The organism is Megasphaera stantonii (assembly GCF_025567065.1).
Classification (GTDB): Bacteria; Bacillota; Negativicutes; order Veillonellales; family Megasphaeraceae; genus Megasphaera; species Megasphaera stantonii.
Genome location: NZ_JAOQKD010000012.1, coordinates 1 through 24,421, shown reverse-complemented (window position 1 = coordinate 24,421; position 24,421 = coordinate 1). Strand labels below are relative to the sequence as shown.

General features: G+C 53.3%; 24 protein-coding genes. 20 read left to right on the top strand and 4 right to left on the bottom strand.

Annotated elements, in window-relative coordinates; genetic code table 11:
- The first annotated feature begins 85 nt into the window (after window positions 1-85).
- From ftsH to OCV58_RS07580, 9 genes are all read left to right on the top strand, one after another.
- Window positions 86-2,002 carry an ATP-dependent zinc metalloprotease FtsH gene (gene ftsH, locus OCV58_RS07620; RefSeq protein WP_198643539.1) on the top strand — a complete coding sequence of 639 codons (1,917 nt, stop codon included), beginning with the start codon at window positions 86-88 and terminating at the stop codon, window positions 2,000-2,002.
- A 206-nt stretch (window positions 2,003-2,208) separates the two neighbouring features.
- A complete protein-coding gene (locus OCV58_RS07615; RefSeq protein ID WP_154877464.1) occupies window positions 2,209-3,177 on the top strand; it encodes a biotin--[acetyl-CoA-carboxylase] ligase in 969 nt (322 codons plus the stop codon).
- Window positions 3,178-3,346: 169 nt separating this feature from the next.
- On the top strand, window positions 3,347-4,111 hold the full coding sequence (locus OCV58_RS07610; protein WP_154877463.1) for a type III pantothenate kinase: 765 nt from the start codon (window positions 3,347-3,349) through the stop codon (window positions 4,109-4,111).
- Entirely contained in the window at window positions 4,095-5,090 is a 996-nt protein-coding gene (gene dusB / locus OCV58_RS07605; RefSeq protein ID WP_154877462.1) for a tRNA dihydrouridine synthase DusB, read from the top strand. Before OCV58_RS07610 ends, dusB begins: the two co-directional genes overlap by 17 nt.
- Before the next feature lie 149 nt (window positions 5,091-5,239).
- Window positions 5,240-5,728, top strand: coding sequence for a transcription elongation factor GreA (gene greA, locus OCV58_RS07600; RefSeq protein WP_087476802.1), 489 nt, complete (start codon window positions 5,240-5,242; stop codon window positions 5,726-5,728).
- Window positions 5,729-5,751: 23 nt separating this feature from the next.
- Complete coding sequence (lysS, locus tag OCV58_RS07595; RefSeq protein WP_095629183.1) at window positions 5,752-7,260, top strand: lysine--tRNA ligase; 1,509 nt, start codon at window positions 5,752-5,754, stop codon at window positions 7,258-7,260.
- Window positions 7,261-7,329: 69 nt separating this feature from the next.
- Window positions 7,330-8,535, top strand: coding sequence for a hypothetical protein (locus OCV58_RS07590; protein ID WP_154877461.1), 1,206 nt, complete (start codon window positions 7,330-7,332; stop codon window positions 8,533-8,535).
- A gap of 118 nt (window positions 8,536-8,653) precedes the next feature.
- Window positions 8,654-9,118 carry a BREX-3 system P-loop-containing protein BrxF gene (brxF, locus tag OCV58_RS07585; protein ID WP_087476805.1) on the top strand — a complete coding sequence of 155 codons (465 nt, stop codon included), beginning with the start codon at window positions 8,654-8,656 and terminating at the stop codon, window positions 9,116-9,118.
- Window positions 9,119-9,252: 134 nt separating this feature from the next.
- Window positions 9,253-10,083: an undecaprenyl-diphosphate phosphatase gene (locus OCV58_RS07580; RefSeq protein WP_087476806.1), complete on the top strand. Its 831-nt coding sequence runs from the start codon at window positions 9,253-9,255 to the stop codon at window positions 10,081-10,083.
- Between the two features lie 30 nt (window positions 10,084-10,113).
- Here the strand turns inward: OCV58_RS07580 and OCV58_RS07575 are convergent, their stop codons facing one another.
- Window positions 10,114-10,581 (bottom strand): hypothetical protein, encoded by a 468-nt coding sequence (locus tag OCV58_RS07575; protein WP_087476807.1) that lies wholly within the window; start codon window positions 10,579-10,581, stop codon window positions 10,114-10,116.
- A 24-nt stretch (window positions 10,582-10,605) separates the two neighbouring features.
- Window positions 10,606-11,115 (bottom strand): hypothetical protein, encoded by a 510-nt coding sequence (locus OCV58_RS07570; protein WP_154877460.1) that lies wholly within the window; start codon window positions 11,113-11,115, stop codon window positions 10,606-10,608.
- Window positions 11,116-11,254: 139 nt separating this feature from the next.
- On the opposite strand from OCV58_RS07570, the gene OCV58_RS07565 reads away from it, so the two are divergent.
- The 11 genes from OCV58_RS07565 (at window position 11,255) to OCV58_RS07515 (ending at window position 22,534) form a co-directional block, all read left to right on the top strand.
- Complete coding sequence (locus OCV58_RS07565) at window positions 11,255-11,809, top strand: DUF805 domain-containing protein (protein WP_154877459.1); 555 nt, start codon at window positions 11,255-11,257, stop codon at window positions 11,807-11,809.
- Between the two features lie 12 nt (window positions 11,810-11,821).
- Complete coding sequence (locus tag OCV58_RS07560; protein WP_107196544.1) at window positions 11,822-12,040, top strand: FeoA family protein; 219 nt, start codon at window positions 11,822-11,824, stop codon at window positions 12,038-12,040.
- A gap of 5 nt (window positions 12,041-12,045) precedes the next feature.
- Window positions 12,046-14,148, top strand: a complete 2,103-nt coding sequence (feoB, locus tag OCV58_RS07555; protein WP_154877458.1) for a ferrous iron transport protein B — start codon at window positions 12,046-12,048, stop codon at window positions 14,146-14,148.
- 89 nt (window positions 14,149-14,237) lie between these two features.
- On the top strand, window positions 14,238-15,077 hold the full coding sequence (locus tag OCV58_RS07550) for an energy-coupling factor transporter ATPase (RefSeq protein ID WP_095629187.1): 840 nt from the start codon (window positions 14,238-14,240) through the stop codon (window positions 15,075-15,077).
- Entirely contained in the window at window positions 15,062-15,931 is an 870-nt protein-coding gene (locus OCV58_RS07545) for an energy-coupling factor transporter ATPase (RefSeq protein WP_107196547.1), read from the top strand. Before OCV58_RS07550 ends, OCV58_RS07545 begins: the two co-directional genes overlap by 16 nt.
- Window positions 15,921-16,721, top strand: coding sequence for an energy-coupling factor transporter transmembrane component T family protein (locus tag OCV58_RS07540; protein WP_154877457.1), 801 nt, complete (start codon window positions 15,921-15,923; stop codon window positions 16,719-16,721). Before OCV58_RS07545 ends, OCV58_RS07540 begins: the two co-directional genes overlap by 11 nt.
- Entirely contained in the window at window positions 16,718-17,506 is a 789-nt protein-coding gene (gene truA / locus OCV58_RS07535; protein WP_154877456.1) for a tRNA pseudouridine(38-40) synthase TruA, read from the top strand. Before OCV58_RS07540 ends, truA begins: the two co-directional genes overlap by 4 nt.
- A 69-nt stretch (window positions 17,507-17,575) precedes the next feature.
- Window positions 17,576-18,583 carry an SLAC1 family transporter gene (locus OCV58_RS07530; protein WP_095629189.1) on the top strand — a complete coding sequence of 336 codons (1,008 nt, stop codon included), beginning with the start codon at window positions 17,576-17,578 and terminating at the stop codon, window positions 18,581-18,583.
- A gap of 243 nt (window positions 18,584-18,826) precedes the next feature.
- Entirely contained in the window at window positions 18,827-19,912 is a 1,086-nt protein-coding gene (trpD, locus tag OCV58_RS07525) for an anthranilate phosphoribosyltransferase (protein ID WP_107196191.1), read from the top strand.
- Between the two features lie 25 nt (window positions 19,913-19,937).
- Window positions 19,938-20,618: a TVP38/TMEM64 family protein gene (locus OCV58_RS07520; RefSeq protein WP_095629191.1), complete on the top strand. Its 681-nt coding sequence runs from the start codon at window positions 19,938-19,940 to the stop codon at window positions 20,616-20,618.
- 203 nt (window positions 20,619-20,821) lie between these two features.
- Window positions 20,822-22,534, top strand: a complete 1,713-nt coding sequence (locus tag OCV58_RS07515) for a cation:proton antiporter (RefSeq protein WP_158221366.1) — start codon at window positions 20,822-20,824, stop codon at window positions 22,532-22,534.
- An 82-nt stretch (window positions 22,535-22,616) separates the two neighbouring features.
- Here the strand turns inward: OCV58_RS07515 and OCV58_RS07510 are convergent, their stop codons facing one another.
- Window positions 22,617-23,465 carry a hypothetical protein gene (locus OCV58_RS07510; protein ID WP_095629193.1) on the bottom strand — a complete coding sequence of 283 codons (849 nt, stop codon included), beginning with the start codon at window positions 23,463-23,465 and terminating at the stop codon, window positions 22,617-22,619.
- A 107-nt stretch (window positions 23,466-23,572) separates the two neighbouring features.
- On the bottom strand, window positions 23,573-24,121 hold the full coding sequence (locus OCV58_RS07505; RefSeq protein ID WP_087476824.1) for an NADH peroxidase: 549 nt from the start codon (window positions 24,119-24,121) through the stop codon (window positions 23,573-23,575).
- Window positions 24,122-24,421 lie beyond the last annotated feature (300 nt).

Here is a 24,421-nt window from a genome sequence, read left to right as displayed (position 1 = left end):
GCATTGTCCGAAGTATGGTAATATAGATATTGTATTGGTTGCATGACATTACTTAATGATAGATTACTTTGAAAGGAGTAGTATCTTGAGCAAATTTGTGCGTAATGTAAGTTTATACTTACTGATTATCATCGTTGCCGTTTCTATCATCGATGCGTTTACGACAAATAAAGCTGATAAATCGGAAATTTCCTATACGAATTTCATGAATCAGGTTCAGCAGAAAAAGGTAGACGCAGTCCAGATCACGGACGACCACGCCATCGTCGGTCAGCTGAAGGACGGCACGTCTTTTACATCATACGCCCCGACGGACGCGGCTATGATGCCGGCCCTGCGCGACGCGGAGGTCAACGTCATCGCCAAGCCGCCTGAACAGCCCTCGTGGTGGATGAGCCTGCTGAGCTCTATCCTGCCGATTTTGATTCTCATCGGCGTGTGGTTTTTCATCATGCAGCAGACCCAGGGCGGCGGCGGCCGGGTGATGAATTTCGGCAAGAGCCATGCGAAGATGCACGGCGAAGGAAAAATCAAGGTATCCTTTAAAGATGTTGCCGGCGAAGACGAAGCGAAGGAAGAATTGGCGGAAATCGTCGAATTTCTCCGCAATCCAGGCAAATACAACAACATCGGCGCCAAGATTCCCAAGGGTGTGCTGCTCTTCGGGCCTCCGGGCACCGGGAAAACCCTGCTGGCCCGGGCCGTTGCCGGCGAAGCAGGCGTTCCCTTTTTCAGCATCAGCGGCTCCGACTTCGTAGAAATGTTCGTCGGCGTCGGCGCGTCCCGCGTGCGCGACCTTTTCTCCCAGGCTAAGAAAAACGCGCCGTGCATCGTCTTCATCGACGAAATCGACGCCGTAGGCCGCCAGCGCGGCGCAGGCCTCGGCGGCGGTCACGACGAACGCGAACAGACGCTGAATCAGCTGCTCGTAGAAATGGACGGCTTCGGCGCCAACGAAGGCATCATTACGATTGCCGCGACGAACCGTCCCGACATCCTTGACCCGGCGCTGCTGCGTCCCGGCCGTTTTGACCGGCAGATCACCGTCGACCGTCCGGACCTGCGGGGCCGCAGGGCTATCCTGGAAGTGCACGCAAAAGGCAAGCCTCTCGGCAAGGACGTCGATTTGGATATTATCGCCAAGAAGACGCCGGGCTTTACCGGCGCCGATTTGGGCAACCTGCTGAACGAAGCGGCGCTGCTGGCGGCTCGCGCCGATAAAAAAGTCATCAACATGGCCGAACTGGAAGAAGCCAGTGAAAAGGTATGCTTCGGTCCCGAACGGCGCAGCCATGTCATCAGCGACAAGGAAAAGCGCCTGACGGCCGTTCACGAATCGGGCCACGCCCTGATCGCTTATTTGCTGCAGCCGAACTCCGACCCGGTCCATAAGGTCACGATAATTCCCCGCGGCCGCGCCGGCGGCTATACGATGATGCTGCCGAATGAAGAACGGTCCTATGAGACGAAATCGTATTATCTGGCGCAGATCCGCGTCGCCTTGGGCGGCCGGGCTGCTGAAGAAATCGTCTTCAATGAAATCAGCAGCGGCGCGTCGGGTGACTTGCAGAGCGTTACCCGCATCGTCCGCCAGATGATTACCCGCCTGGGCATGAGTTCCAAGCTGGGGCCGATGGTTTTCGGCGAACAGCAGGACCAGGTGTTCCTGGGCAAGAGCCTGGGCCACGACCGCAATTACGGCGAAGGCGTAGCCGAACTGATCGACAAGGAAATGCACGATATCGTTACCGAGGCCTATGCGGACGTACTGCGCATGCTGAAGGAAAACATCAAGGCTCTTCACAGCATGGCAGAAGCGCTGCTGGAAATCGAAACGATTAATCACGAACAGGTAGAAAATCTGATTAAATATGGTTCGCTGGAAGCGCCTAAGCCGGAAGGCGACGGCGAAAGCGCCGAAGGCGCCGAACCGGCGGAAGGGCAGAAGCCTCATGTAGAAGTCAGCCCGTGGGGCAATACCGTATCAGAAGACAAAAACTAAATGAAAAAGCTGCGGCACTGTCGCAGCTTTTTTATGTGACGGAGAAAGTTTCTGGCAGATACATAAAACATGTAATGATTTATATTACTTTTTCTTGATATTGACAGGGATTTCTTTTATGCTACAATTTCTGTATGCCCAAAGATATAGGTATGTCAGCTATATCTATGTCGGCATCGTATCGTTAGTATTAGGAGTGAAAAAGAATGAGACAGGATATCCTGGATTATTTGATGGAGAATCAGGGGACTTTCGTATCCGGACAAAAAATTTCCGAATTATTTGGGATTTCCCGTACAGCCGTTTGGAAACATATCCGCGTCTTAAAACAGCGGGGATACGTCATTGAATCGTATACGAAAAAAGGCTATTGTTTGAAAGAAGCGCCGGAGCTGTTGCGGCCGGAGCAGATTGCCAACGGGCTGAAGACCGGCCTGTTTGGAAAAAAGATCGTGTATTTTGAAAAGGTGGATTCGACGAATACGGTGGCCAAACGACTGGCCGACCAGGGCGCCGACGAAGGGACGATCGTCGTCGCCGAAGAACAGACCGGCGGGAGAGGGCGGCTGGATCGTTCTTTCATTTCGCCCTTCGCCCAGGGGATTTGGTTTTCCCTTATTTTGCGGCCTACCTTTCCGCCTATGGAGGTTTCTAAGCTGACGCTGGTCGCCGCCGTGGCCCTGACCAAGGTACTGCGCCGGGCCGGCCTCATTCACTGCGGCATCAAGTGGCCTAACGATATCCTGATCGGCGACAAGAAGCTGGTCGGGATCTTGACGGAGCTGAACGCGTCCGTAGAAAAGATCAACTACGTCGTCATGGGCATCGGCATTAACACGGCCCTAGGCAAAAAAGCGCTGCCGCGGGAGCTGAAAAAGACCGTGACGAGCTTTGCCATAGAAAACGTGCCCGTACAGCGGGTGGAATTGCTGCAGGATGTGCTGCGCGAACTGGAACGATACTACGACGTGGCGGGCGAGCAGGGCTTTGCGCCGATTTTGGAAGAATGGAAGGTCTTGTCCTGCATGCTGGGACGGGACGTAGAAGTCTCGGCGTCGGACCGGTCGTTTACGGGAAAGGCCGTGACGCTGGATGAAAACGGCAACCTGATGGTCGAGACGGCAAACGGCATGGAACGGGTGCTGGCCGGCGACGTGCGGGTTCGCCCCGTCTGACCGGACGGCGGCAATCGAATAGGATAGAGCGGCATACGCAGTACAGAACGGGCTGCGCCATGCCGCTTTTTCTTCGGGAAAATAGACGGCAAGACCTATCCAAGGAAGAAAAACTTTGTTATTATAGTAACCGTATATTATTTCATTTAGGGCAGGGAGAGTACAGCGTATGTTATTAGTCATTGATGTAGGAAATACAAATATTGTTCTCGGCGTATTCAAGGGAAAGGAACTGCTGGACCACTGGCGCATTTCGACGAACAAGCTGCGCACGACGGACGAATACGGCGTGCTGATTCGCGACCTCTTTTACTTGAACGACGTGAATTCGGAAGATATCGATTCGATCATCATTTCGTCTGTCGTACCGCCGGTGATGCCGACGCTGGAACGCATGTGCCAGCGCTATTTCGGCTTGGTGCCGCTCATCATCGGGCCGGGCGTGAAGACGGGCATGGATATTAAATACGACAATCCCCGCGAGGTAGGCGCCGACCGCATCGTCAATGCCGTGGCGGCTTACGCGAAATACGGCGGCCCGGTCATCATCATCGACTTCGGCACGGCTACGACCTTCTGCGCCGTCGATAAGAAGGGCAACTACCTCGGCGGCTCTATCTGCCCGGGCATCGGCATTTCGACGGACGCCTTGGTGCAGCGCACGGCCAAGCTGCCGCGTATTGAAATCCGCCGCACGGAAAAGGTCATTTGCCGCAATACGGTGGAAAGCATGCAGGCCGGCGTGTACTACGGCTACGTCGGCCAGATCGAAGGCATTGTCAATCACATGCGTAGGGAATTGGGCGGCAACGCCAAGGTCGTCGCGACAGGCGGCTTTGCCGTCGTCCTTGCGCCGGAAACGAATGCCATCGACGTCGTAGAACCGATGCTGACGTTGGAAGGACTGAGAATTATTTATGAACGAAATTGCTAAGCCCTTTGCCATCGGCCCGGTCCGGCTCGAACGGCCGGTCATCCTGGCGCCTATGGCCGGCGTATGCGATTTGCCGTACCGCGTCATTGCCCGCCGCTATGGCGCGGCTTTGGTCTGCACGGAAATGGTCAGCTCTCAGGGGATACGCTATAAAAACAAGCATACAGAAGAACTGCTGTATATCGACGAGCGGGAGCATCCCCTGTCGATGCAGATATTCGGGGCCGATCCCGTCGTCATGGCCCAGGCGGCGATAGCCGTCGAACAGGCTGGCGCAGATATTGTCGATATCAACATGGGCTGTCCCGTCAAAAAGATCGTCAAAAACGGCGAAGGTTCTGCCTTGATGAAGGATTTGCCCAAGGCGGAACAGGTCATCGCCGCCGTCGTAAAGGCTGTGTCGATTCCCGTCACCGTAAAAATGCGTACCGGATGGGACGACGATTCCTTTACAGCCGTTGAATTGGCTCAGCGGGCGGAAGCTGCCGGCGCGGCGGCTATTACCGTTCACGGCCGGACGCGGGAGCAGTTTTACAGCGGCCGCGCCGATTTGGACAAGATACGGCAGGTCGTAGAAGCCGTCTCTATCCCGGTCATCGGAAACGGCGACATCGTAGACGGCCCGTCGGCGGTGCACATGTTTGAGGCGACGGGCTGCGCCGCCATCATGGTCGGCCGGGGCGCCCAGGGGAATCCGTGGATTTTCCCGCAGATATACCGCTATATGGATACGGGTGAAATCCTGCCGCCGCCGTCGCCGATGGAACGGTACGAGCAAATTCTGGAGCATTTTGAATCCCTGCTGGCCTACAAGGGCGAATATATCGGCGTGCGGGAAATGCGGGCCCACGCCTCGTGGTACACGAAGGGCATGTACGGCTCGGCGGCCCTGCGCGAACGCATCAATCGGGCCGACACGGCTCAGGCCTTCAGGGACTGTATCCATGAGATGATGGAAGAAGCGGCTGCGATGGAGTAGCACCGGGTGAGGGCGCTGCTGGCTTTTTGGTTGACATACATAACAGATACGCATATAATTAAAGTTATCGTAAAATAGAAAGGTGGAAATAGTGCCAAGGTGTCTTGACACTATTTCTATTTGCCGTCATAGGGAAAAGGAGTACTAATATGACAAATGAAACGCTGATTACGCAAGAAGGTCTGGAACAATTAAAGGAAGAATTAAACGAGCTGAAATCAGTTCGCCGCATTAAAGTTTCCAAACGTATTCAGGAAGCGATCGCTTTGGGCGACTTGAGCGAAAACTCTGAATATGATGACGCTAAAAATGAACAGGCTTTTGTCGAAGGCCGCATTTCCGAATTGGAAAATAAAATCCGTACGGCAAAAATCATTCAGGAATCTGACGACAGCAGCGCGAAGGTGCGCCTGGGCTCTAAAGTGATTCTGGAAGACGTAGAAACGGGCGACCGTTTTGAATATACCGTCGTCGGCACGGCGGAAGCCGATCCGTTCAACAATAGAATTTCCAATGAATCTCCCGTAGGCAAGGCGATTTTGGGACAGCCGATCAACGAAGCGAATCCCGTCGTCGTCACGGTCAAAGCGCCGGCAGGCGAATTGAAATACCGGATTTTGCCGTTTACGGCGGAATAAAAAAGCCTATAGGAGGAATTGTCATGTCCGATGAAATGCAGAAAGAAAATCTTGTCATAGAAGAAGAAAAATTAAACGACCAAATGAAGGTGCGCCGCGAAAAGATGCAGAGCTTTATCGATGCCGGCGTCTATCCCTTCGGTCAAAAATTCGACTGGGATCACCATGCCCAGGAATTGAAGGACCAGGCAGAAGCCCTGGAAAAAGACGAAACGGTCGTCCGCATTGCCGGCCGCCTCATGGCGATCCGCCGTCACGGCAAGACGGCCTTCTGCGTCCTTCGCGATATCAGCGGCGAAATCCAGCTGTATTTCCGCAAGGATATTTTGGGTGAAGAATCGTATACCTTGTTCAAACTGCTGGACATCGGCGATATCGTCGGCGTCGAAGGGGCTGTTTTCACGACCCATACGGGCGAAACGACGGTTCGCGTTGAAAAATGGACGCTGTTGTCCAAGTCTCTCCGTCCGCTGCCGGAAAAATTCCACGGCCTGACGGATAAGGAAACGCGCTATCGCCAGCGGTATTTGGACCTGATCGTCAACCCGGAAGTAAAAGACACGTTTATTAAACGTTCCCAGATTATCAAGGGCATTCGTCAGTATTTGGACGAACGGGGCTTTTTGGAAGTAGAAACGCCGATGCTGCACACGATTGCCGGCGGTGCGGCTGCCCGTCCCTTCAAGACCCATCACAACGCCCTCGATATGGATATTTACCTGCGCATTGCGCCGGAACTGCACTTAAAGCGCCTGCTCGTCGGCGGTTTGGAACGGGTGTATGAAATGAACCGCTGCTTCCGCAACGAAGGCATCGACACGCGTCACAACCCGGAATTTACGACGGTAGAATTGTACCAGGCCTACGGCGATTTGGAAGACGTCATCAAGATTACGGAAGAAATGGTATCTCAGCTGGCCATGAAGCTGTACGGCACGATGAAGATTACCTATATCGACAAGGAAATCGACTTGACGCCGCCTTGGGACCGAATGACTATGATCGAAGCTGTCAAAAAATACACCGGCGAAGACTTTACGGACGTCAAGACCGTAGAAGAAGCGCGGGCTATTGCCGACAAGCTGCACGTCGAATACGGCGAATACGACGGCATCGGCAAGATTATCAATGGCTGCTTTGAAGATTACGTAGAAGAAAACCTGATTCAGCCGACGATCATTACGAACCACCCGTTGGAAATTTCGCCGCTGAGCAAGCAGGACCCGGATAATCCCTTGCTGACCTATCGCTTCGAAGGCTTTATTTACGGCCGCGAGCTGGCCAACGGCTTCGGCGAATTGAACGATCCTATCGACCAGCGCAACCGCTTTGTCGAACAGATGAAGGAACGCGAACGGGGCGACGACGAAGCTCATCAGATGGATGAAGACTACTGCCGCGCTCTGGAATACGGTTTGCCGCCGACAGGAGGCCTGGGTATCGGCATCGACCGCTTGGTCATGTTCCTTACCAACAGCGCGTCCATTCGCGACGTACTGTTGTTCCCGCTTAGCCGTCCGGAACAGAAATAATTAGGAAACACCCTTTGAACCATCGTGTCGAAGGGTGTTTTTTGCAAAAGCCCCATGAGGAGGAAGACGATGAACGGAAAAAAGAACTTGATACTCGCTGTTTTTTGCCTGTTGTGCGCGTCCTGTCTGCCCGTCGGGGCCGTTTCTGCCGACGGCAGTCCCGCCCAGTCTGAGCCTGCCCTTCCGGCAGTCCAGAGCCGTACCGGCGCTGCGGCACAAGCTGCGGCGGCAGGGGAAGGCGAAGAGGCTGATAAAAAAGACAAGAAGAAACCGATTTCCAATGGCAAGGTATTGACCAAAGAGGAGATCGGGGCTATGGATATTGCTGTTCCCAGCGTCCTGCATGCCGACGATTTTCACGTCGGCGGCATACACTGCGGCGACAGCCTGCGCAAGGTCCGGAGCCTGTACGGCAGCCCGACGAAGTATGCCCGCAGCGCCCATTATACGACGATGCAGTATGACGGCAAGGATATTGCCATGCGGGTTCGCAGCCGCAACGACACGGCCGATATTCTGAAAGAAACGGGAGAAGAACGGGAAGGCGTCCGCATCGGCGTCGAATCGGTGTTCCTGACCAGCGGGAAAGACGCCGTCTTCGGCAGGGGCCTGCGCCTGAAAATGCCTGCGGAGGTACTGGTCCGCCAGATGGGGATTCCCTCCAACGTCTTGCGCGATGCCGACGCCAATATTTATTACTTTGTGTATGAAAATCCTGCGAGGGACGGCGCCATGATTTTTGCCGTCGCCAATCGGAAAATCGAGCGGGTGGCCCTCATGCCGCCGCGTCCGCCCTACAGCCGCGGTGAAGCCCTGCCGGCGCAGAATAAATGGTCGGAACGGGATTTTACGCTCATGGGATTCAGCCTGAATCAGCCCTTCCAGGCCAATAAATACAACATGTGGAATAACCTGGTCAAACGGGACAGCAACAATTTCTGGCTCTATGGCGATTACGGCGTCGAAGTAGACCGCCGGAACATGGTGCAGAAGGTCTTTCTGCTGACCAACAACGCCTATACGAGCCGCGGCGCGACGCTGGGCTACCATATTTCAACGGTATTGTCCCTGTACGGACGGCCCGACCGGGTCGAAGTTGGGCCGGAAGCGGAGAAATCCGTCGACGCCTATTACTACGACAGCCCCTTCCAGAAGGGCGTTTCCCTGGTCTTCGTCGTCAACCACGCCAGCCGGTATGTGGAAGATGTGCTGCTGATCAGCGCGCCTATTCAGAATCTGCAGGACCCCATGGCCCGTTACGGTCTGCAGTCCTGACGGCGGCGCGGGACGATTCTTCAAGTATATACAAATAAAATAGCAAAAATGCTTTACTTATATGACTGACATCCAGTATAATAAATATAACTAATACTAGCAGATGAAGGTGATTTTCATGGTTACAGATGCAGATGTTTTAAAACGGTGGAAGTACATTGCTCAGGAAGATGAAAAGCTGCTTATCCTTATCGGCGGTCCCGGCTCCGGCAAGAGCAAGCTCATCCGTGAACTGACGTTCCAGGATGGCTGGAAGATTTGCGAAGCCCGCGAGCTCTTCGACGACGAATTCTTGGAAATTCCTCGGGCCGACCGTCCGGAAAAAGCTATTTCCCTCATTTCGACGGCGATTCACCGCCTCAACGCCCGCGTTGTCATGATCGATAACGTCGAATTCCTGTTTGCCCCGATTTTGAACCTCAATCCGGTTCAGATGCTGAAGGATTTGAGCAAGGAATGCCCGATTATCGTCAGCTGGCGCGGCAGCTTGGAAGGCAATACGTTGTATTTCGAACACAACGGCGATCCCAAGTATGCTAAATTTACAATCGAAGATCCGAAACATGTAATGTCCCTCGACTGATTTCCCCGTACGTGCGTAAAACGCCGCAGAGCCTGTTGATTCTGCGGCGTTTTATTTTGCTCTTTTTTTCTCCTGTACGTCATGGTATAATGACAAAAGCGTTTGTTTGATTTCAATAAAAGGAGCAGATAACGATGGGTGACTATATGATTGCCGTCATCTTGGGGATCGTCGAAGGGGTAACGGAATACCTGCCTATTTCTTCGACGGGCCACATGATTCTCGTCGGCGACTGGCTGGGATTTACGGGGCCGAGGGCCAGCGTATTTGAAGTATTTATTCAGCTCGGCGCTATTTTGTCGGTTCTGGTGATTTATAAAGAAAAATTTATCCGCATGCTGCGGCAGTACCGCTGCTGGGATATGCTGCGCCCGCAGAATTGGCGGCGCAACGATACGGGGCTGACGCTGGCTCACGTGGGAGCGGGCATCGTGCCGGTCATGATCATCGGCTACTTTGCCCATGGAGTGATCAAAACGTATCTCTTTTCCGTCGGCACCGTCATTATCGGCCTGGTCATCGGCGGCGTGTTCATGCTGCTGGCCGAACGGGCGAAAATACGCGTGCTGTGCGACGATGTGGAAAAGATGACCATCTTGCAGGCATTTTTAGTCGGCGCCTTTCAGATGTTCGCCTTGTGGCCCGGCTTTTCCCGCTCCGGCTCGACCATTGCCGGCGGCTTATTTCTGGGGCTGAGCCGGAAGGCGGCAGCAGATTTTTCCTTTATCATTGCCGTGCCGGTCATGATCATCGCCTGCTTTTACGATTTGCTGAAGAGCTGGTCCGTATTGGACAGCGGCGATTTGGTCATGATTGCCATCGGCTTTGTGACGGCCTTTATCGTAGCGTATATTTCCGTATTGTGGTTCCTGAAATTTCTCAATAAATCGACCCTTACGTCCTTTGCCTGCTACCGGTTTTTAGTCGCCGTCGTATCGTTTGTGTATTTCTTCATCTTGAAATAGAAAAAGCGCCGTAAGGCGCTTTTTTTGCAGTTATGCCTGCGGCGATGAAAGGACGGCGAAGCTGCGGGAAATATCGGCGATAAAGGGCTGCGGATCCGTTCCTTCCGGCAGGTCGCGGAGGATGCTTTCCAATATGTTTGGGAAAAAGAGGTTGACGCCCTGCATGTATACGTAATAATAATACTGCAGTCCGTCGTCGCCTTTTAAAATCATCGGCGCCAGCTCGTCGTTTACGGTGAAGGCTAGGTCGTAAAAATCGAGCAGCTCTTGCTTGAAGCGGTCTAAATGGAGCTCGTTTTTCCCGTAGTCCTCCAGAAGATGGGAGCCCATATCGGCCAGAGCCTTCGGAAGGCCCGCCGCTTTTTCCGGCATTTCCGCGCCGTTGTCTTCCAGGACGTGATGGAGCGTATGAAGGGCGCCGACAAGGGATTCACAGAAAAAATTAAAGGTCAGCAAACCGTCCGAACCGGTCAAGCCGGTAAAGGTATATGTTGTCATGATAGATGTTTCCTCCTGGGCAGGTTAATTTAAACGGCTTCCGTGGATGTCCAAAGGAGCGAGTCCGGAGAAGTCTCGTTGTATTTGCTCTATAAATTGCTGTAGTTTTTGACTTTCCGGCAGGTCCATGAGCAGGCTTTGCAGCATGACCGGCAGGAAGTGCTTGAGGCCTTGGACGAATACTTGGCTGTAATAGACGGCTTCGAGGGGCGCGTCGGACAGATCGTCTTCCAGGTCGCTGCAAAGAGAAAAGGCCAGGTCGTAGAAGGCCAATATGTTTTCTCTGAACCGGTCTAATTGCAGGCAGTCTGCACGATAGTCGTCCCGCAGGTCGGCGCTGATATCTTCCAGCATGTCGAACAGCTCGTCTGCGTCGTCGGCGGGAATGCAGAGATGGTTTTCCTCCATGACGTCCAGGTAATCAGACAGGGTATCGGCCAACGATTTGCTGAAGAATTCGAAGGTCCACAAGGCTTCGTCGCTCAGCATTCCGCTGAATGTATATTTGTCTTTATGGTATACTCCTTTTTTCATGAAGCTCCTCCTTTTTCATTGTATCGGTGCAAGTGTATTATACCATAATTTGCAGAAAATGAATTGAGTCGAGGCCAAGAATATGATACCATTGGTACGTAGTAAAAAATGGAAAAAGGTCTTATCGGAGGGAATACCTATGGCAAAGCATAAAAAGATACAATTAAAGAAGCGCTCCGGCGCGGCAGCCCGCATCCACCGCGGCTTGTCCATGCCCGTCGGCCCGGGCAGCGACAGCAGTACGCTGAGCTTCCGCAGCTTGGCGGAGCTGAAGGCAAAGTATTTCGTCTTCACAGGCCGCCTGCCGCGCCGTTCCTTTATCATGAGGACGCTGGTCCTCATGTTTGCCCAGCTCATGTTTTCGGCTATTTTGTACAGCCGCTTCGCCGAAGCCGTGCTGATTAACCGCATGGATTACGCCGCTGCGTTCGGCATTATCTTCGTGCTGCTTTCTATTCCGGTTATCTGGTCGCAGCTGTCCTTAGGGATGCGCCGCTGTCACGACATGAATAAGCAGGGAGCCTTGTTTATTATTCCCTTTGCTTGTTATTTAGCCAGCTACATCCTGCCGATTGCCGGCATGGATACGGCGGCGACGGCGGCCCAGTCGATTATGGCCGTATCCTACTTGGGCTTTTTTACCGTAAAGGGAACGTCCGGCGACAACGCTTACGGACCGGAACGGGCTCGCTAGGAGGATGAAAAAATGACCTTGGATCATGGAATTGTAGGCGATACGTATATCGTGGAAGCCCTGCATCTGCCGCAGAACATGGAACGGCGTCTTCAGGCACTGGGGATGATTAAGGGAACGAAGGTGTCAGTTCTCAACAATAAAAATGCCGGCACGATGATTATCCAGATGCGCAGTACGCGGCTGGCCCTCGGCAAGGGGATTTCATCACATATTGAAGTAAGGAGTTGAATCGTATGAAGGCGGAAGCGCAAGAAAAAAAGGATCCGCTTCATACCGTGAGCAGTATGGAACAGAAACCGTCAGAAATGACCGTCGCCTTTATCGGCAATCCGAATTGCGGAAAGACGACGTTGTTTAACGCCTATACGGGAGCTAATTTGAAAGTGGCGAACTGGCCGGGCGTTACTGTAGAAAAAGTAGAGGGGGCCATCGACTCCCACGGCGTCCACATCCACCTGGTCGACTTGCCGGGGACGTACAGCCTGACGTCTTATACGATGGAAGAGCAGGTTTCCCGTAATTTTATTTTAAGCGACCAGGTCGACGTCATCGTCGACGTCGTAGACGCGTCGGCGCTGGAGCGGAATCTGTATTTGACGCTGCAGCTTTTGGAATTGGGCAAGCCCGTCGTCGTTGCTCTGAACATGATGGATATCGTGGAAAAGCGGGGAATGGAAATCGACCTGCACCGCCTGCCGGAAATGCTGGGCGTGCCGGTCATCCCCGTGTCGGCCTTGAAGCGGCGGGGCCTGAGCGTGCTGCTGCATGCGGCGGTTCATCATCGCGGCCACGTGCGGCCGGACAGGCTGATTCACAATCATTCCGATGAGACAAAGCACCGCCACAATCATCACGACGAGTTTGCCATGGTGTACAGCGACGCCCTGGAGGACAAAATCGACGCAGTGCGAAGCATGCTGCATGAACGGTATCCTGATATTTACAATCATCGCTGGCATGCCTTGAAGCTGCTGGAAATGGACCCGGAAGTGACGAAAAACTTCCCCGTCGACGATCCGGCTCATGTCATGGACCGCAGCTATGAAACGGACATCATCAACGAAAAATATAATTTTATAGAAGAAATCATACAGGAAGTCGTCGTCAACCGGGCGGCCCGGGCGGCGGCGACGGACTATGCCGACAAGATACTGACGAGCAACTGGCTCAGTATCCCCGTGTTCCTCTGCATCATGGCCGTCGTCTTCTTCCTGACCTTCTTCATCGGCGATATGCTGAAGGAGTATTTTGAAGAAGCGATAGACTTCTTGTCGCAGGGCGCAGGGGCTATTCTGGCCGCGGCCGGAGCGGGCGACATGGTCGTCTCCCTGGTGTGCGACGGCATCATTGCCGGCGTCGGCGGCATCTTGACGTTTTTGCCGAATATTTGTATTTTGTTCTTTGCCCTGGCCCTTTTGGAAGACAGCGGCTACATGTCCCGCGTAGCCTATATTATGAACGATATTATGAATAAGATGGGCCTGTCGGGACGGGCCTTTATTCCGATGATACTGGGCTTTGGCTGCAGCGTGCCGGCTATCATGGCTTCAAGGGCTCTGGAAAATAAGGAAGACCGGTATCGGACAATGCTGGTTACGCCGTTCATGTCGTGCAGCGCCAGACTGCCTATCTATATTTTATTTTCCGGCATGTTTTTTCCGAACCATGCCATGCTGGCGGCCTATTCCATGTACATCATCGGCATCGTCGTCGCCCTGGTATCGCTGCTGGCGATCAATGTGATGCGCAAAGACACGTCGGACAACGCGCTGCTCATCGAGCTGCCCGAATACAAGCGGCCCAGCAGCCGGACTGTGGCAATTTACGTATGGGAAAAGGTAAAGGATTACCTCAGCCGCGCCGGCACGATTATCTTCGCCGCGTCTATTATCATGTGGTTTATTTTGAACTTTGGCCCAAGCGGATACGGCGATATGGCCAACAGCTTCGGCGCTTTGATCGGCCGGGGCCTGACGCCCTTTTTCGCTCCAATCGGGCTGGGATATTGGCAGATTACGGTGGCTCTCATCGCCGGAATTTCGGCGAAGGAAGTCGTCGTATCGAGCTTCGCCGTATTGTTTGACGGCCTGAATATCAACTCGACGGCTGCCCTGGCCGCCTTGGCGGCGACGCTGGGACAGAGCGGTTTTACGGCCCTCAACGGCTACTGCATGATGCTGTTTTCTCTGCTGTATGTTCCCTGTGCGGCTACGATTGCCACGATACATGCAGAATCGCAAAGCTGGAAATGGACGGCCTTTTCCGTGGCCTTTCAGATTTTTGTCGCCTGGATTATTACCTTCGCCGTATATCAGATCGGCAGCCTGGTCGGTTAGGTTTACCTTTTAACGGGCCTTACGGTTTTACAATTATGGCGAAACACTGTATAATATTCGGGAATATATTTTTATTGAGGAGATAGGTTATGAGCATACCTATGATAAAGCTGGACCATATGAGCCATGCGTATCAAGATGAAGAAGGCAAGACGGTCTACGCTGTAAAAGATATATCCTTGACGATTGAGCCGGGAGAATTTGTCGCCGTCATCGGTACGAACGGCTCGGGCAAGTCGACGCTGGCAAAGCACTTCAACGTGCTGCTGACGCCGACGGACGGCGCATGCGAAGTATGCGGGCTGCGGACGGACGACCCCGATAATGTGTGGGATATACGGCAGGAGGTAGGCATGGTTTTTCAAAATCCGGACAACCAGATCGTCGCCGCCGTCGTAGAAGAGGACGTAGCCTTTGGCCCGGAAAATCTGGGCGTGCCGTCGGAGGAAATCAAGCAGCGCGTCAGCGATGCCCTGAAACGGGTCAATATGACGATTTACGCTAAACACGGCCCCCATCTTTTGAGCGGCGGGCAGAAGCAGCGCATAGCCATTGCCGGTATTTTGGCGATGCAGTCCCACTGCATCGTGCTGGACGAACCGACGGCGATGCTGGACCCCGTCGGCCGGCGCGAAGTCATGGAGACGATCCGCCAGCTCAACGCCGAAGGCATTACGGTCATTATTATTACGCACTTTATGGAAGAAGCGGTGCAGGCCGACCGGGTCGTCGTCGTCAATCAGGGCGAGGTCAAAATGGACGGAGCGCCGCGCAGCGTTTTCAGCCATGTCGACGAGCTGAAAGCCATGGGCCTCGACGTTCCCGTAGCGGCTGAAATCGCCGCGCGTCTGCGGGAAAAAGGAATTGACCTGCCCGGCGATATTATTACCAAAGAAGAACTAGGAGAAGCGTTATGTCGATTAAGTTAGATACGGTGACCTATACCTACGGTGTAGGTTCGCCCTTTGAACGGACGGCGCTGCACGAAACGTCCGTAGAAATTCACGAAGGTGAGTTCGTCGGCATTATCGGCCATACGGGGTCGGGCAAGTCGACCTTCGTCCAGCTGCTGAACGGGCTGATTCATCCGACAAAGGGCGTCGTGACTGTAGACGGTACGGATATTTCGAAAAAGACGAAGGAAGTCATGGCTATCCGCCATAAAGTAGGCATGGTGTTTCAGTATCCGGAATACCAGCTGTTTGAAGAAACGATTGCCAAGGACATCGCCTTCGGACCGCGGAATTTTGGCCTGAGCGAAGACGAAATTGAAGAGCGGGTACGGGAAGCGATGGAATTCGTCGGCCTCGATTACGACACCTATGCCGACCGCTCTCCCTTCCGGCTGAGCGGGGGACAAATGCGGCGCGTCGCCATTGCCGGCGTTATCGCCATCCATCCGAAGTACCTCATTCTCGACGAACCGTCCGCCGGGCTGGACCCTGTCGGCCGCCGGGAAATCTTTTCTGAAATACAGCGCTGGCACAAGGAAAAAAATATTACTGTCATTTTAGTATCTCATAATATGGAAGATATTTCCCAGATGGCAACGCGGCTGCTCGTCTTGTCGCACGGCAATATCGTCCTCGACGGCGAACCTCTCGATATCTTTTCCCATCGGCAGCAGACCCTTCATGACGCCGGCGTGTCTGTGCCGCCCGTCACGGAAGTGCTGCAGTATTTGCAGTCGAAGGGCTTTGATATCAGCGACAGGGTTCACAGCGTCGACGAAGGGGTCGCCGCCGTATACGACTGCATAAGGAGGATGAACCATGCTCACTGATATTACGCTGGGTCAGTATTTTCCCGGCACGTCCTTCCTGCATAAGCTGGATCCGCGGGCTAAAATCCTGGGGACCCTCATTTTTATCGTCGCCATCTTTTTTGCCGACTCCCTGGCGTCGTACGGCGTCGTGACGGCCTTTGTCGTATTGAACTTCGCCATATCCCGCCTGCCGATTAAATTGATTGCCAAGTCGCTGAAGCCGCTGTGGATTATCATCATTTTTACCATGAGCATCCACGTCTTTTCTACGCCGGGGGAAATACTCTGGCAGTACGGCATTCTTCATATTACGCGGGAAGGCGTGTATCAGGGCTGCCTGATGACGGCCCGCCTCGTCTATTTGATCGTCTTTTCTTCCCTTCTTACGTATACGACGTCGCCCATCGTCCTGACCGACGGTATTGAGCATTTGCTGAATCCCTTTAAGCGCGTCGGCGTGCCGGCCCATGAGCTGGCCATGATGATGACCATTGCCCTGCGGTTCATCCCGACGCTGCTGGAGGAAACGGACCGCATCATGAAAGCCCAGACGGCCCGCGGCGCCAATTTTACCAGCGGCAGCCTGTGGCAGCGGGGGAAGAACATGATACCCCTGCTGGTGCCGCTGTTCGTCAGCGCCTTTCGCCGCGCCGAAGATCTGGCGACAGCGATGGAAGCGCGCTGCTATCGCGGCGGCGAAGGGCGGACGCGGATGAACGAGCTGGCCTATACGTACCGCGACGCCGTGGCGATGGCGGCCGTCCTCGTCGTCACCTTCATACTGGCTGCGATGCGGTGGCTCCTATGAAAAAAAATATTCGTCTGATTATTGCCTACGACGGCACGGATTTTCACGGATTTCAGCGTCAGACCAACGCAGCGTCCATACAATTATGCGTCGAGCAGGCCTTATCGGCGATTTTCCAGTCGCCTATTACGATTTACGGCGCAGCTCGTACCGATGCCGGCGTCCATGCCCGCGGGCAGGTCGTCAACTTCTACGGCGAAGGTACGATTCCGACCGAGAAGATTCCCTATGCCATGAAAGGGTATTTGCCCCGGGAAATCGCCGTGCTGTCGGCAGAGGAAATGCCCGACGCATTCAGCGTGCGTCACGACAACAAGGGAAAGCATTACTGTTATTCTATCGTGAACCGCCGCATGCACGACCCTTTTCAGCTGCGGTACGCCTGGTTTATCCGCAAGCCCCTGGACCGGCAGGCGATGAAGGCCGGCGCGGAGATCTTGCTGGGAACCCATGATTTTTCTGCCTTTGAAGGGCAGAATACGACGCCCATGAATCCCGTCAAGACGATGTACGCCATCGACCTGGAAGAGCAGGGGCATTTGCTGCGCATCCACGTCGTAGGCGACGGTTTTTTGTATCACATGGTGCGAAACATCGCCGGCGGCCTCGTCGACTTGGGTCTCCACCGGCTGACGCCCGACGAGTTCCGGCGCATCCTGGAAGGAAAGGACCGGACGAAGCTGGGCGCGACGGCGCCGGCTCAAGGCCTTTGCCTGGAAGAAGTATTTTACAGCGAGGAACGGCTGCAGTCCGTGCTGACACAGTTAAAAGCGCAGCGTATATAACCTATGTCCGCAATTAACAGTCGGACATAGGTTTTCAACATATAACAGAGAGGAGAGAGGCTGGCGGATATGGCACAGCATATTGAAATCATTGAACCCGACGCGCGGGGACGGATTCGCAAGATAGGCTTTGTCCACTTCATGTCTATTTCTACCTTTGCCGCGTCAATGGGGTACTGCGGCATGTGCTTCGGTTGGCGCATGGCTCATCAGCTGTGGGGCGCGCCGGCCTGGATCGGAGAATTTTTCGGCGCCTGCGCCTTGGTGCTCTATGTGCTGATTTTCATCCGATATTTTCATAAGCTGCGCGTCGATGCGGCGGCAGTCCGGGCGGAATGGAACAGCCCGACGAAGGTAAATTTTTTTGGCACGTTCAACGTTTCGACTGTATTGCTGGCGGCTGTGCTGGCACCGTATCATCATGGACTTGCCAGCTTTTTTTGGTATGCCGGATTGTTCATCATCATGGTGTTCAGCTGGATTTTGCTGAAACACTGGCTGTATGACCGTCAGAGCGTCGATTCGGTTACGCCGGCGTGGCTTTTGGCCGTGCTGGGACCGATTACGATTCCCATTGCCGGCAATATCCTGCAGAATCCGGGCTATCATGATATTTCTGTATTCTGCGTGGCTATAGGCTTAGTGACAGGAATTCCCGTTATCGCTCTTTTATTTGCCCACAGCGTGTTTGGCAAGACATTGTCTGATGCGGCTCAGCCGAGCCTTATGATACTCATGGCGCCCTTTGGCATGGGGTATATTACCTATTCCCAGACTTTTAGCCCCGATAATTTTACTGCTTTATTCATTAATGCGGGCATTTTCATTTTTTTCCCTGTAGCGGCTAAGGTGCTGCACGTCATGCGGACATCACCCTTTCGCATGGGATGGTGGGCCAGCAGCTTCCCTACGATGGCCTTCGCTAACGGCCTTCTTCACTACAGCGTAGACCATCCGGCTTTATGGACGCAAGCATTGGCAATCTTTCTACTGCTGTTTGGCACGACATTGATATTGTATTTGTCTTTTAAGACGCTTTGGGCGGCCGTACATAAGACCTTATGGAAGCTGTATTAAGTTCATAGAAGGAATAACTCGGCAGGAGATATGTTTTCCTGTCGAGTTTTTTGTCGATGCGATGCAGGAGGATGTGCTGAATATAATTGATTTTATTTTGCCTGTCAAAAGAAAAAGGCCTGGGAGCAATTTAAAGTATATAAGCTTTTTACCTTACTTTGTGTATATTGTAAACACATAATATGGTATAATATATAATATGAAGAGGAACTCCTTTAGGTTTGTATACAGGGGGTGTCGGATATGTTGACGAACGTATTGAAGAAGATTACGAAACGGCAGCCTTTGACAGCGCGGGAATGCATGTACGTCATGGACAGCATGATGAACGGGACGATTTCTGACGTACAGGTCGGCGCTGTCCTGGCTGCGCTGGCGACAAAGGGCGCGTCGGAGGCGGAATTGACGGCCTTTGCCGAAGCGATGCGGGCTCACAGCCTGCGAGTGGAATGCCGGCCCGATTTATTTGATATCGTCGGCACCGGCGGCGATCGGGCCAAGACGTTCAACATATCGACGACTTCCGCTATCGTCGTCGCTGCCGGCGGCGTCCGGGTGGCCAAGCACGGCAACCGGGCGAAGAAGTCCCGGAGCGGCTCGGCCGATATGCTGGAAGCCTTGGGAGTCAATATTTTTCTTAGCCCGGCCAGCTGTCTGGAAATGCTGAAGCAGATTGGGATTTGTTATTTTTACACGCGGTATTACTACTATATGATGAAGCGCATCGACAAGGTACGGGAGCAGCTCGGCGTTCAGACGATTTTCGACGTGCTGCGGCCCCTCATCAATCCGGCCCGGGCCAGCCGCGAGATTTTGGGCGTCAATACGCCGGACCTGGTAGAGCCGATGGCCCGCGTATTGTCACGATTGGGCGTGGAACACGGCATGGTCGTCTACGGACGGGACGGATCTGATGAAATTTCCGCCGCCGGCCGCACGCTGATTTGCGAATTTTCCGGCCAGGATTTCCGCACCTATGAAATTTGGCCGGAACAATTTGCCTTGCCGTCGTGCGAACGGTACGAACTGCGCGGCGGGACGCCGAAGGAAAACGCGGCGATTGCCCGGCGCGTCCTGCGGGGCGAAAAGGGCGCCTGCCGGACGGCGGTTCTCCTCAACGCCGGCGCGGGGCTGTACGTAGGCGGCAGCGCCTTGACCTTGGAAGCCGGCGTAAAGCGGGCGGCTCAGCTCATCGACAGCGGACTGGCGATGGAAAAGTTGGAAGATTTTATCATGATGAGTCAAAATATGGGAAAAGTGGAAAAAGTCAAGATTACATCGTGCCAAGATGACGAAGATTATGATATAATAAAAGGTACGCTGATTTAAATTTTTATATGAGGATAATATTTGTATGACAGATAAAGCATTAGGATGGACTCTCCGCATCGGCGGGGTGGCAGGAGTCGTCCTCATTTTATGGCTTATCCAAGTTATGCTGCCGGACTTTTATTCCACGATGTGGTGGCTGATGATACGCGGCGACCTGGATGGCCTGACGGATTATATCGCGTCGTTTGGCTACGCGGCTATCGGCGTAAGCGTGTTTATGATTGCTTTCGTCAACGCCATCGGTATTCCCTCTATCCCCTTTTTGACGGTCAACGGCATCATATTTGGTCTGGTTCCGGGGATTTTGATTTCCTGGGTCGGAGAAGTCATCGGCATCGAAATCAGCTTTCGCCTGACGAGGACGCTGCTGCGCAATCAGGCTAAAAAGGTCATTTGCCGGAGCAATATGCTGGAAAAGCTCGATTCCTACAGCTGTATCCGGACGATTATGGTCGGCCGGGCGATTCCCTATTCGCCTAATGTGGTCGTCACGGCCTTCAGCGCCTTGAGCCATATTTCGTACAGGGATCACTTTATCGCCAATGCCCTCGGCAAAATTCCTGCCGTCGTCGTAGAGGTATGGCTGGGCCATGATTTGCTGCGCATACAGGAGCATTGGGGTCGTCTGCTGATTCTTCTCGTAGCCGTAGCGGCCGTATATGGGTTTATCTGGTGGCAGAAAAAGCATCGCCGCAGCAGGTGAGTCCGGAACGTAAGTGAAAAATGAATATGTGATGAAATCGAAAACGGTATGCAGTACGTCGGTGCATACCGTTTTCTGCATATCTGGCTAAATCAGCATATTGTCTTATCAATAGCGCATAGCAAAGGCGTGTACACGGAGCCTTCTTTTTAGTATAATGAGAACAAAGAATCATTATTTATAATTAAAAAGAGGTGATGTCAGTGCATGCATATCATTTGCTGGAAATTTTAGCCATCGGATTTGGATTGGCTTTGCTTTTTGGATATATAGCACGAAGAATCGGGTTGTCGCCTATCGTAGGCTATTTAGCGGCGGGCTTTTTGATCGGCCCGAACATGCCGGGATTTGTCGCCGACCAGGATCTTACCAATAATTTAGCCGAAGTCGGTATTATTTTGCTTATGTTCGGCGTGGGACTGCATTTCCATATGGACGATTTGCTGAAGGTGAAAGGCGTGGCCATTCCCGGCGCGATTCTGCAAAGTCTGTCGGCTACCCTGTGCGGCATCGCGGCGGCCATGGCCTTAGGCTACTCCTTTGTGGAAGGATTGTTTCTCGGCCTCGGGTTATCCGTAGCCAGTACGGTCGTCTTGCTGCGTGTTTTGACTGACAGCGGCAAGCTGCCGACGATACACGGTACCGTTGCCGTCGGATGGCTGGTCGTAGAAGATATTTTTACCGTGCTCATGCTGGTGCTGCTGCCGGCAGTCGGCCCGTCGCTGGCGTCGGGCGCAGGCATTTCCCTGACGATGCTGATATGGGCAGTCGCCCTGGCCGTTATCAAACTGGCAATGCTGTGGGGCTTGGTCATCGTCATCGGCGGACGCTGTATGCCGTGGATGCTGAAACAGGTGGTGCAGACTCGTTCGCAGGAGTTGTTTACCCTGACGGTACTGGCCGTAGCCTTTCTCACGGCCGTAGGCGCAGCCTATATTTTTAACGCTTCCTTTGCCTTGGGGGCCTTTTTGGGAGGCATGGTTGTCGGAAAGAGCCATGTGAGCCATCAGGCCGGCGCGGAGCTGATTCCCTTGCGCGACGCTTTTGCCATTTTGTTTTTCCTTTCTGTCGGCATGTTGTTCGATCCGCAGTTTCTTATTGAACGGCCTGTCGTCGTTATCGTTTCCTTGCTCATCGTCGTCCTGATCAAGCCGTTGGTGACCGTCATAGTCGTTGCCGTCTTGGGCTACTCTCCGACGACTGCCTTTACCGTCGCGGCCAGCCTGGCTCAGGTCGGTGAATTTTCTTTCATCTTGGCTCAGACGGGGTATTCGCTGCAGCTGATTTCCCGGGATATTTTCAGCGTCCTCATCGTCTGCGCCATGATTTCTATCGCCGCCAATCCATTTTTTATGGGCCGCATGACCGAGGCCGAGGCATGGGCCAGGAAGCAGCCGAAGCTTTGGCGCTGGCTTACGTTCCGCATGGAATCTAAAGCGGCTTCGCTGGGCAGCGTATATGCAGAGCGAGTTCGCAGCGAAAAGACGGAACGGCCCAGGGCGATTATCGCCGGATATGGTCCTACGGGGCGGCGGGCTGCGGCCTTGTTGGAACGGCGCGGCATGGAGCCCGTCGTCGTCGATATGAATCTTAAAACCGTTTCCCTGTTGAATGAACAGGGAAAGCTGGCTATGTACGGCGACGTGTCACGGGAAGAGGTCTTGAAGGCCGCCGGCGCGGAGCAGGCCGACTGCTTTATCATCACGATTCCCGACGTAGCAGGGGCTGCGGCAGCGGCTATGGCGGCGCGAAACTGCAGCGCGACCATAAAAATCTTTGCCCGTTCGCGCTTTTTAAACGACGAGGCCTTGCTGAAGCAGGCCGGCGCCGACAGCATTTTATTTGAGGAAGATGCCGTGGCTCATGAATTGTCCCATACGATTGAATTGTATTTGATTGATAGAAAAGCGAAATAAAGACCGCTGTACTGGCAGCAAAACAGCGCGCAGGAGAAGGGGAATCCTGCGCGCTGTTTCATACGGTATGTGCGGTTATGGCCTATTCTTTTAAATCCTTTTTCAAATTTTTGTAGAATCTGTCGACGATGCGCTTATACACGCCGTATAGATCCTGCGATGAGCCGCGTGTGCGGTTATCTTCGCTCATCGACACGGCTTTTCCCGTTTTTACGTCGTATACGATAAATTGAACGCCTACCGTTGCCAGGGGGACGTAGGTGTTCGGCACGTATACGGGATAACTGATGCGGCGGGAAAACCAGTGGGGCCGTCCTCGCCTGTCGTAGGCCACGTCGCGGATCATATACGATTCCCATTCCATATGGGCGGGTATCAATCCTGTTCCGACATAATAGGTCGTGACGGTTGCCTTGACGTAGAGGTCGGAATCGGCAGCTTCCAGCGGGATGGCGTCTGTTGGAGCCTGGGGCGGCTCTGCAGGCTCGGCTGCAATTGGCGCGGGAGCTGGCGGCGTCGGTTCGGTTTCAGATACTGCGGCAGGAGGCGAATCGGGAAGACCAGCTGCCGGATCGCTGGAGGAAACATGGTGCAGCTCGGCAGAACTGGCTTCTGTCTGCTTCGGCAGTTCTGCTGGTTCCGGCGGCGCTGCCAGGGGAGACGGCGGCACGGGCGGCGGAAGGGTCGGCATGACCACGGTCCAATCGTCCAGCTCTTTTGCTTGTTCGAAGAAATACTCCTTGAGCCGGCGGGCTTTCATCGTGCTGGAAATGGCGTCCGGCGGCGTTTGCAGTTCGTCGATGTAGATGCGGCGCACGTTGTGAAATTCATAGGCTGCATCGCTCCAATGTTCGTAATCTTCGGCCTGAACGGGGACGCACAGCAGGGCTAAGGCAATGGGGATGCATAGCGATGAGAGTAGTCGTTTCATGAAAACCGCCTCCTTCAGATAGATTTCGTTACAAATATTATACTATGAACCTATATAAAAAACGACCTGCATCAATTGATGCAGGTCGTCCAATTGCAAGGGAAATCTTATTTTGCAAAGTAACGGGCAAGCAAGCCGTCGAATACGCGGCCATGGCGAGCTTCGTCTTTTGCCATTTCATGAACCGTGTCATGGATAGCGTCGAGGTTGAGCTGTTTTGCCAACGTAGCCAATTCTTTTTTGCCAGCGCAAGCGCCCTGTTCTGCGGCAGCGCGGAGTTCGAGGTTGGTCTTCGTGTCGTCTGTTACGACTTCGCCGAGGAGTTCGGCAAATTTAGCTGCGTGTTCAGCTTCTTCAAATGCAATGCGTTTGTAAGCTTCGGCAACTTCCGGATAGCCCTGACGGTCAGCAACGCGGCTCATAGCGAGGTACATGCCGACTTCGGAGCATTCGCCCGTGAAGTTGAGCTGCAAGCCTTCGATGATTCTTTCGTCTACGCCTTTAGCGACGCCGACTCTATGTTCGTCAGCGTATTCTTTTACGCCGGCAACCATTTCCGTGAATTTTTCTTTCGGAGCGCCGCACTGAGGACATTTTTCCGGAGCTTCCATACCTTCATATACATAACCGCAGATACCGCAAACAAATTTTTTCATGTTCATAACCTCCTGAAAATAGAATGAATTTAATATTAAATTGAAATTGAATATTAAATGCTATTAACAAATAAGGGTTATTTGTTATGCTGTTATTATAACAGACGGCAGAAGTAAAAGCAAGGTCTATTTTGTATATTTTTTGTTAATTTTTTATGAGAGAGGGAGAATGAGCTTGCGCAGATAAGGGTTAGTGTAAAATAATTGTGGGAAAACTTTACTGCACAAAAGTGAAGAACATATAAAAAGAGAAGGAACTTCTTTGGTATAATGAAATCACCACAATCTCACGCAAAGGAG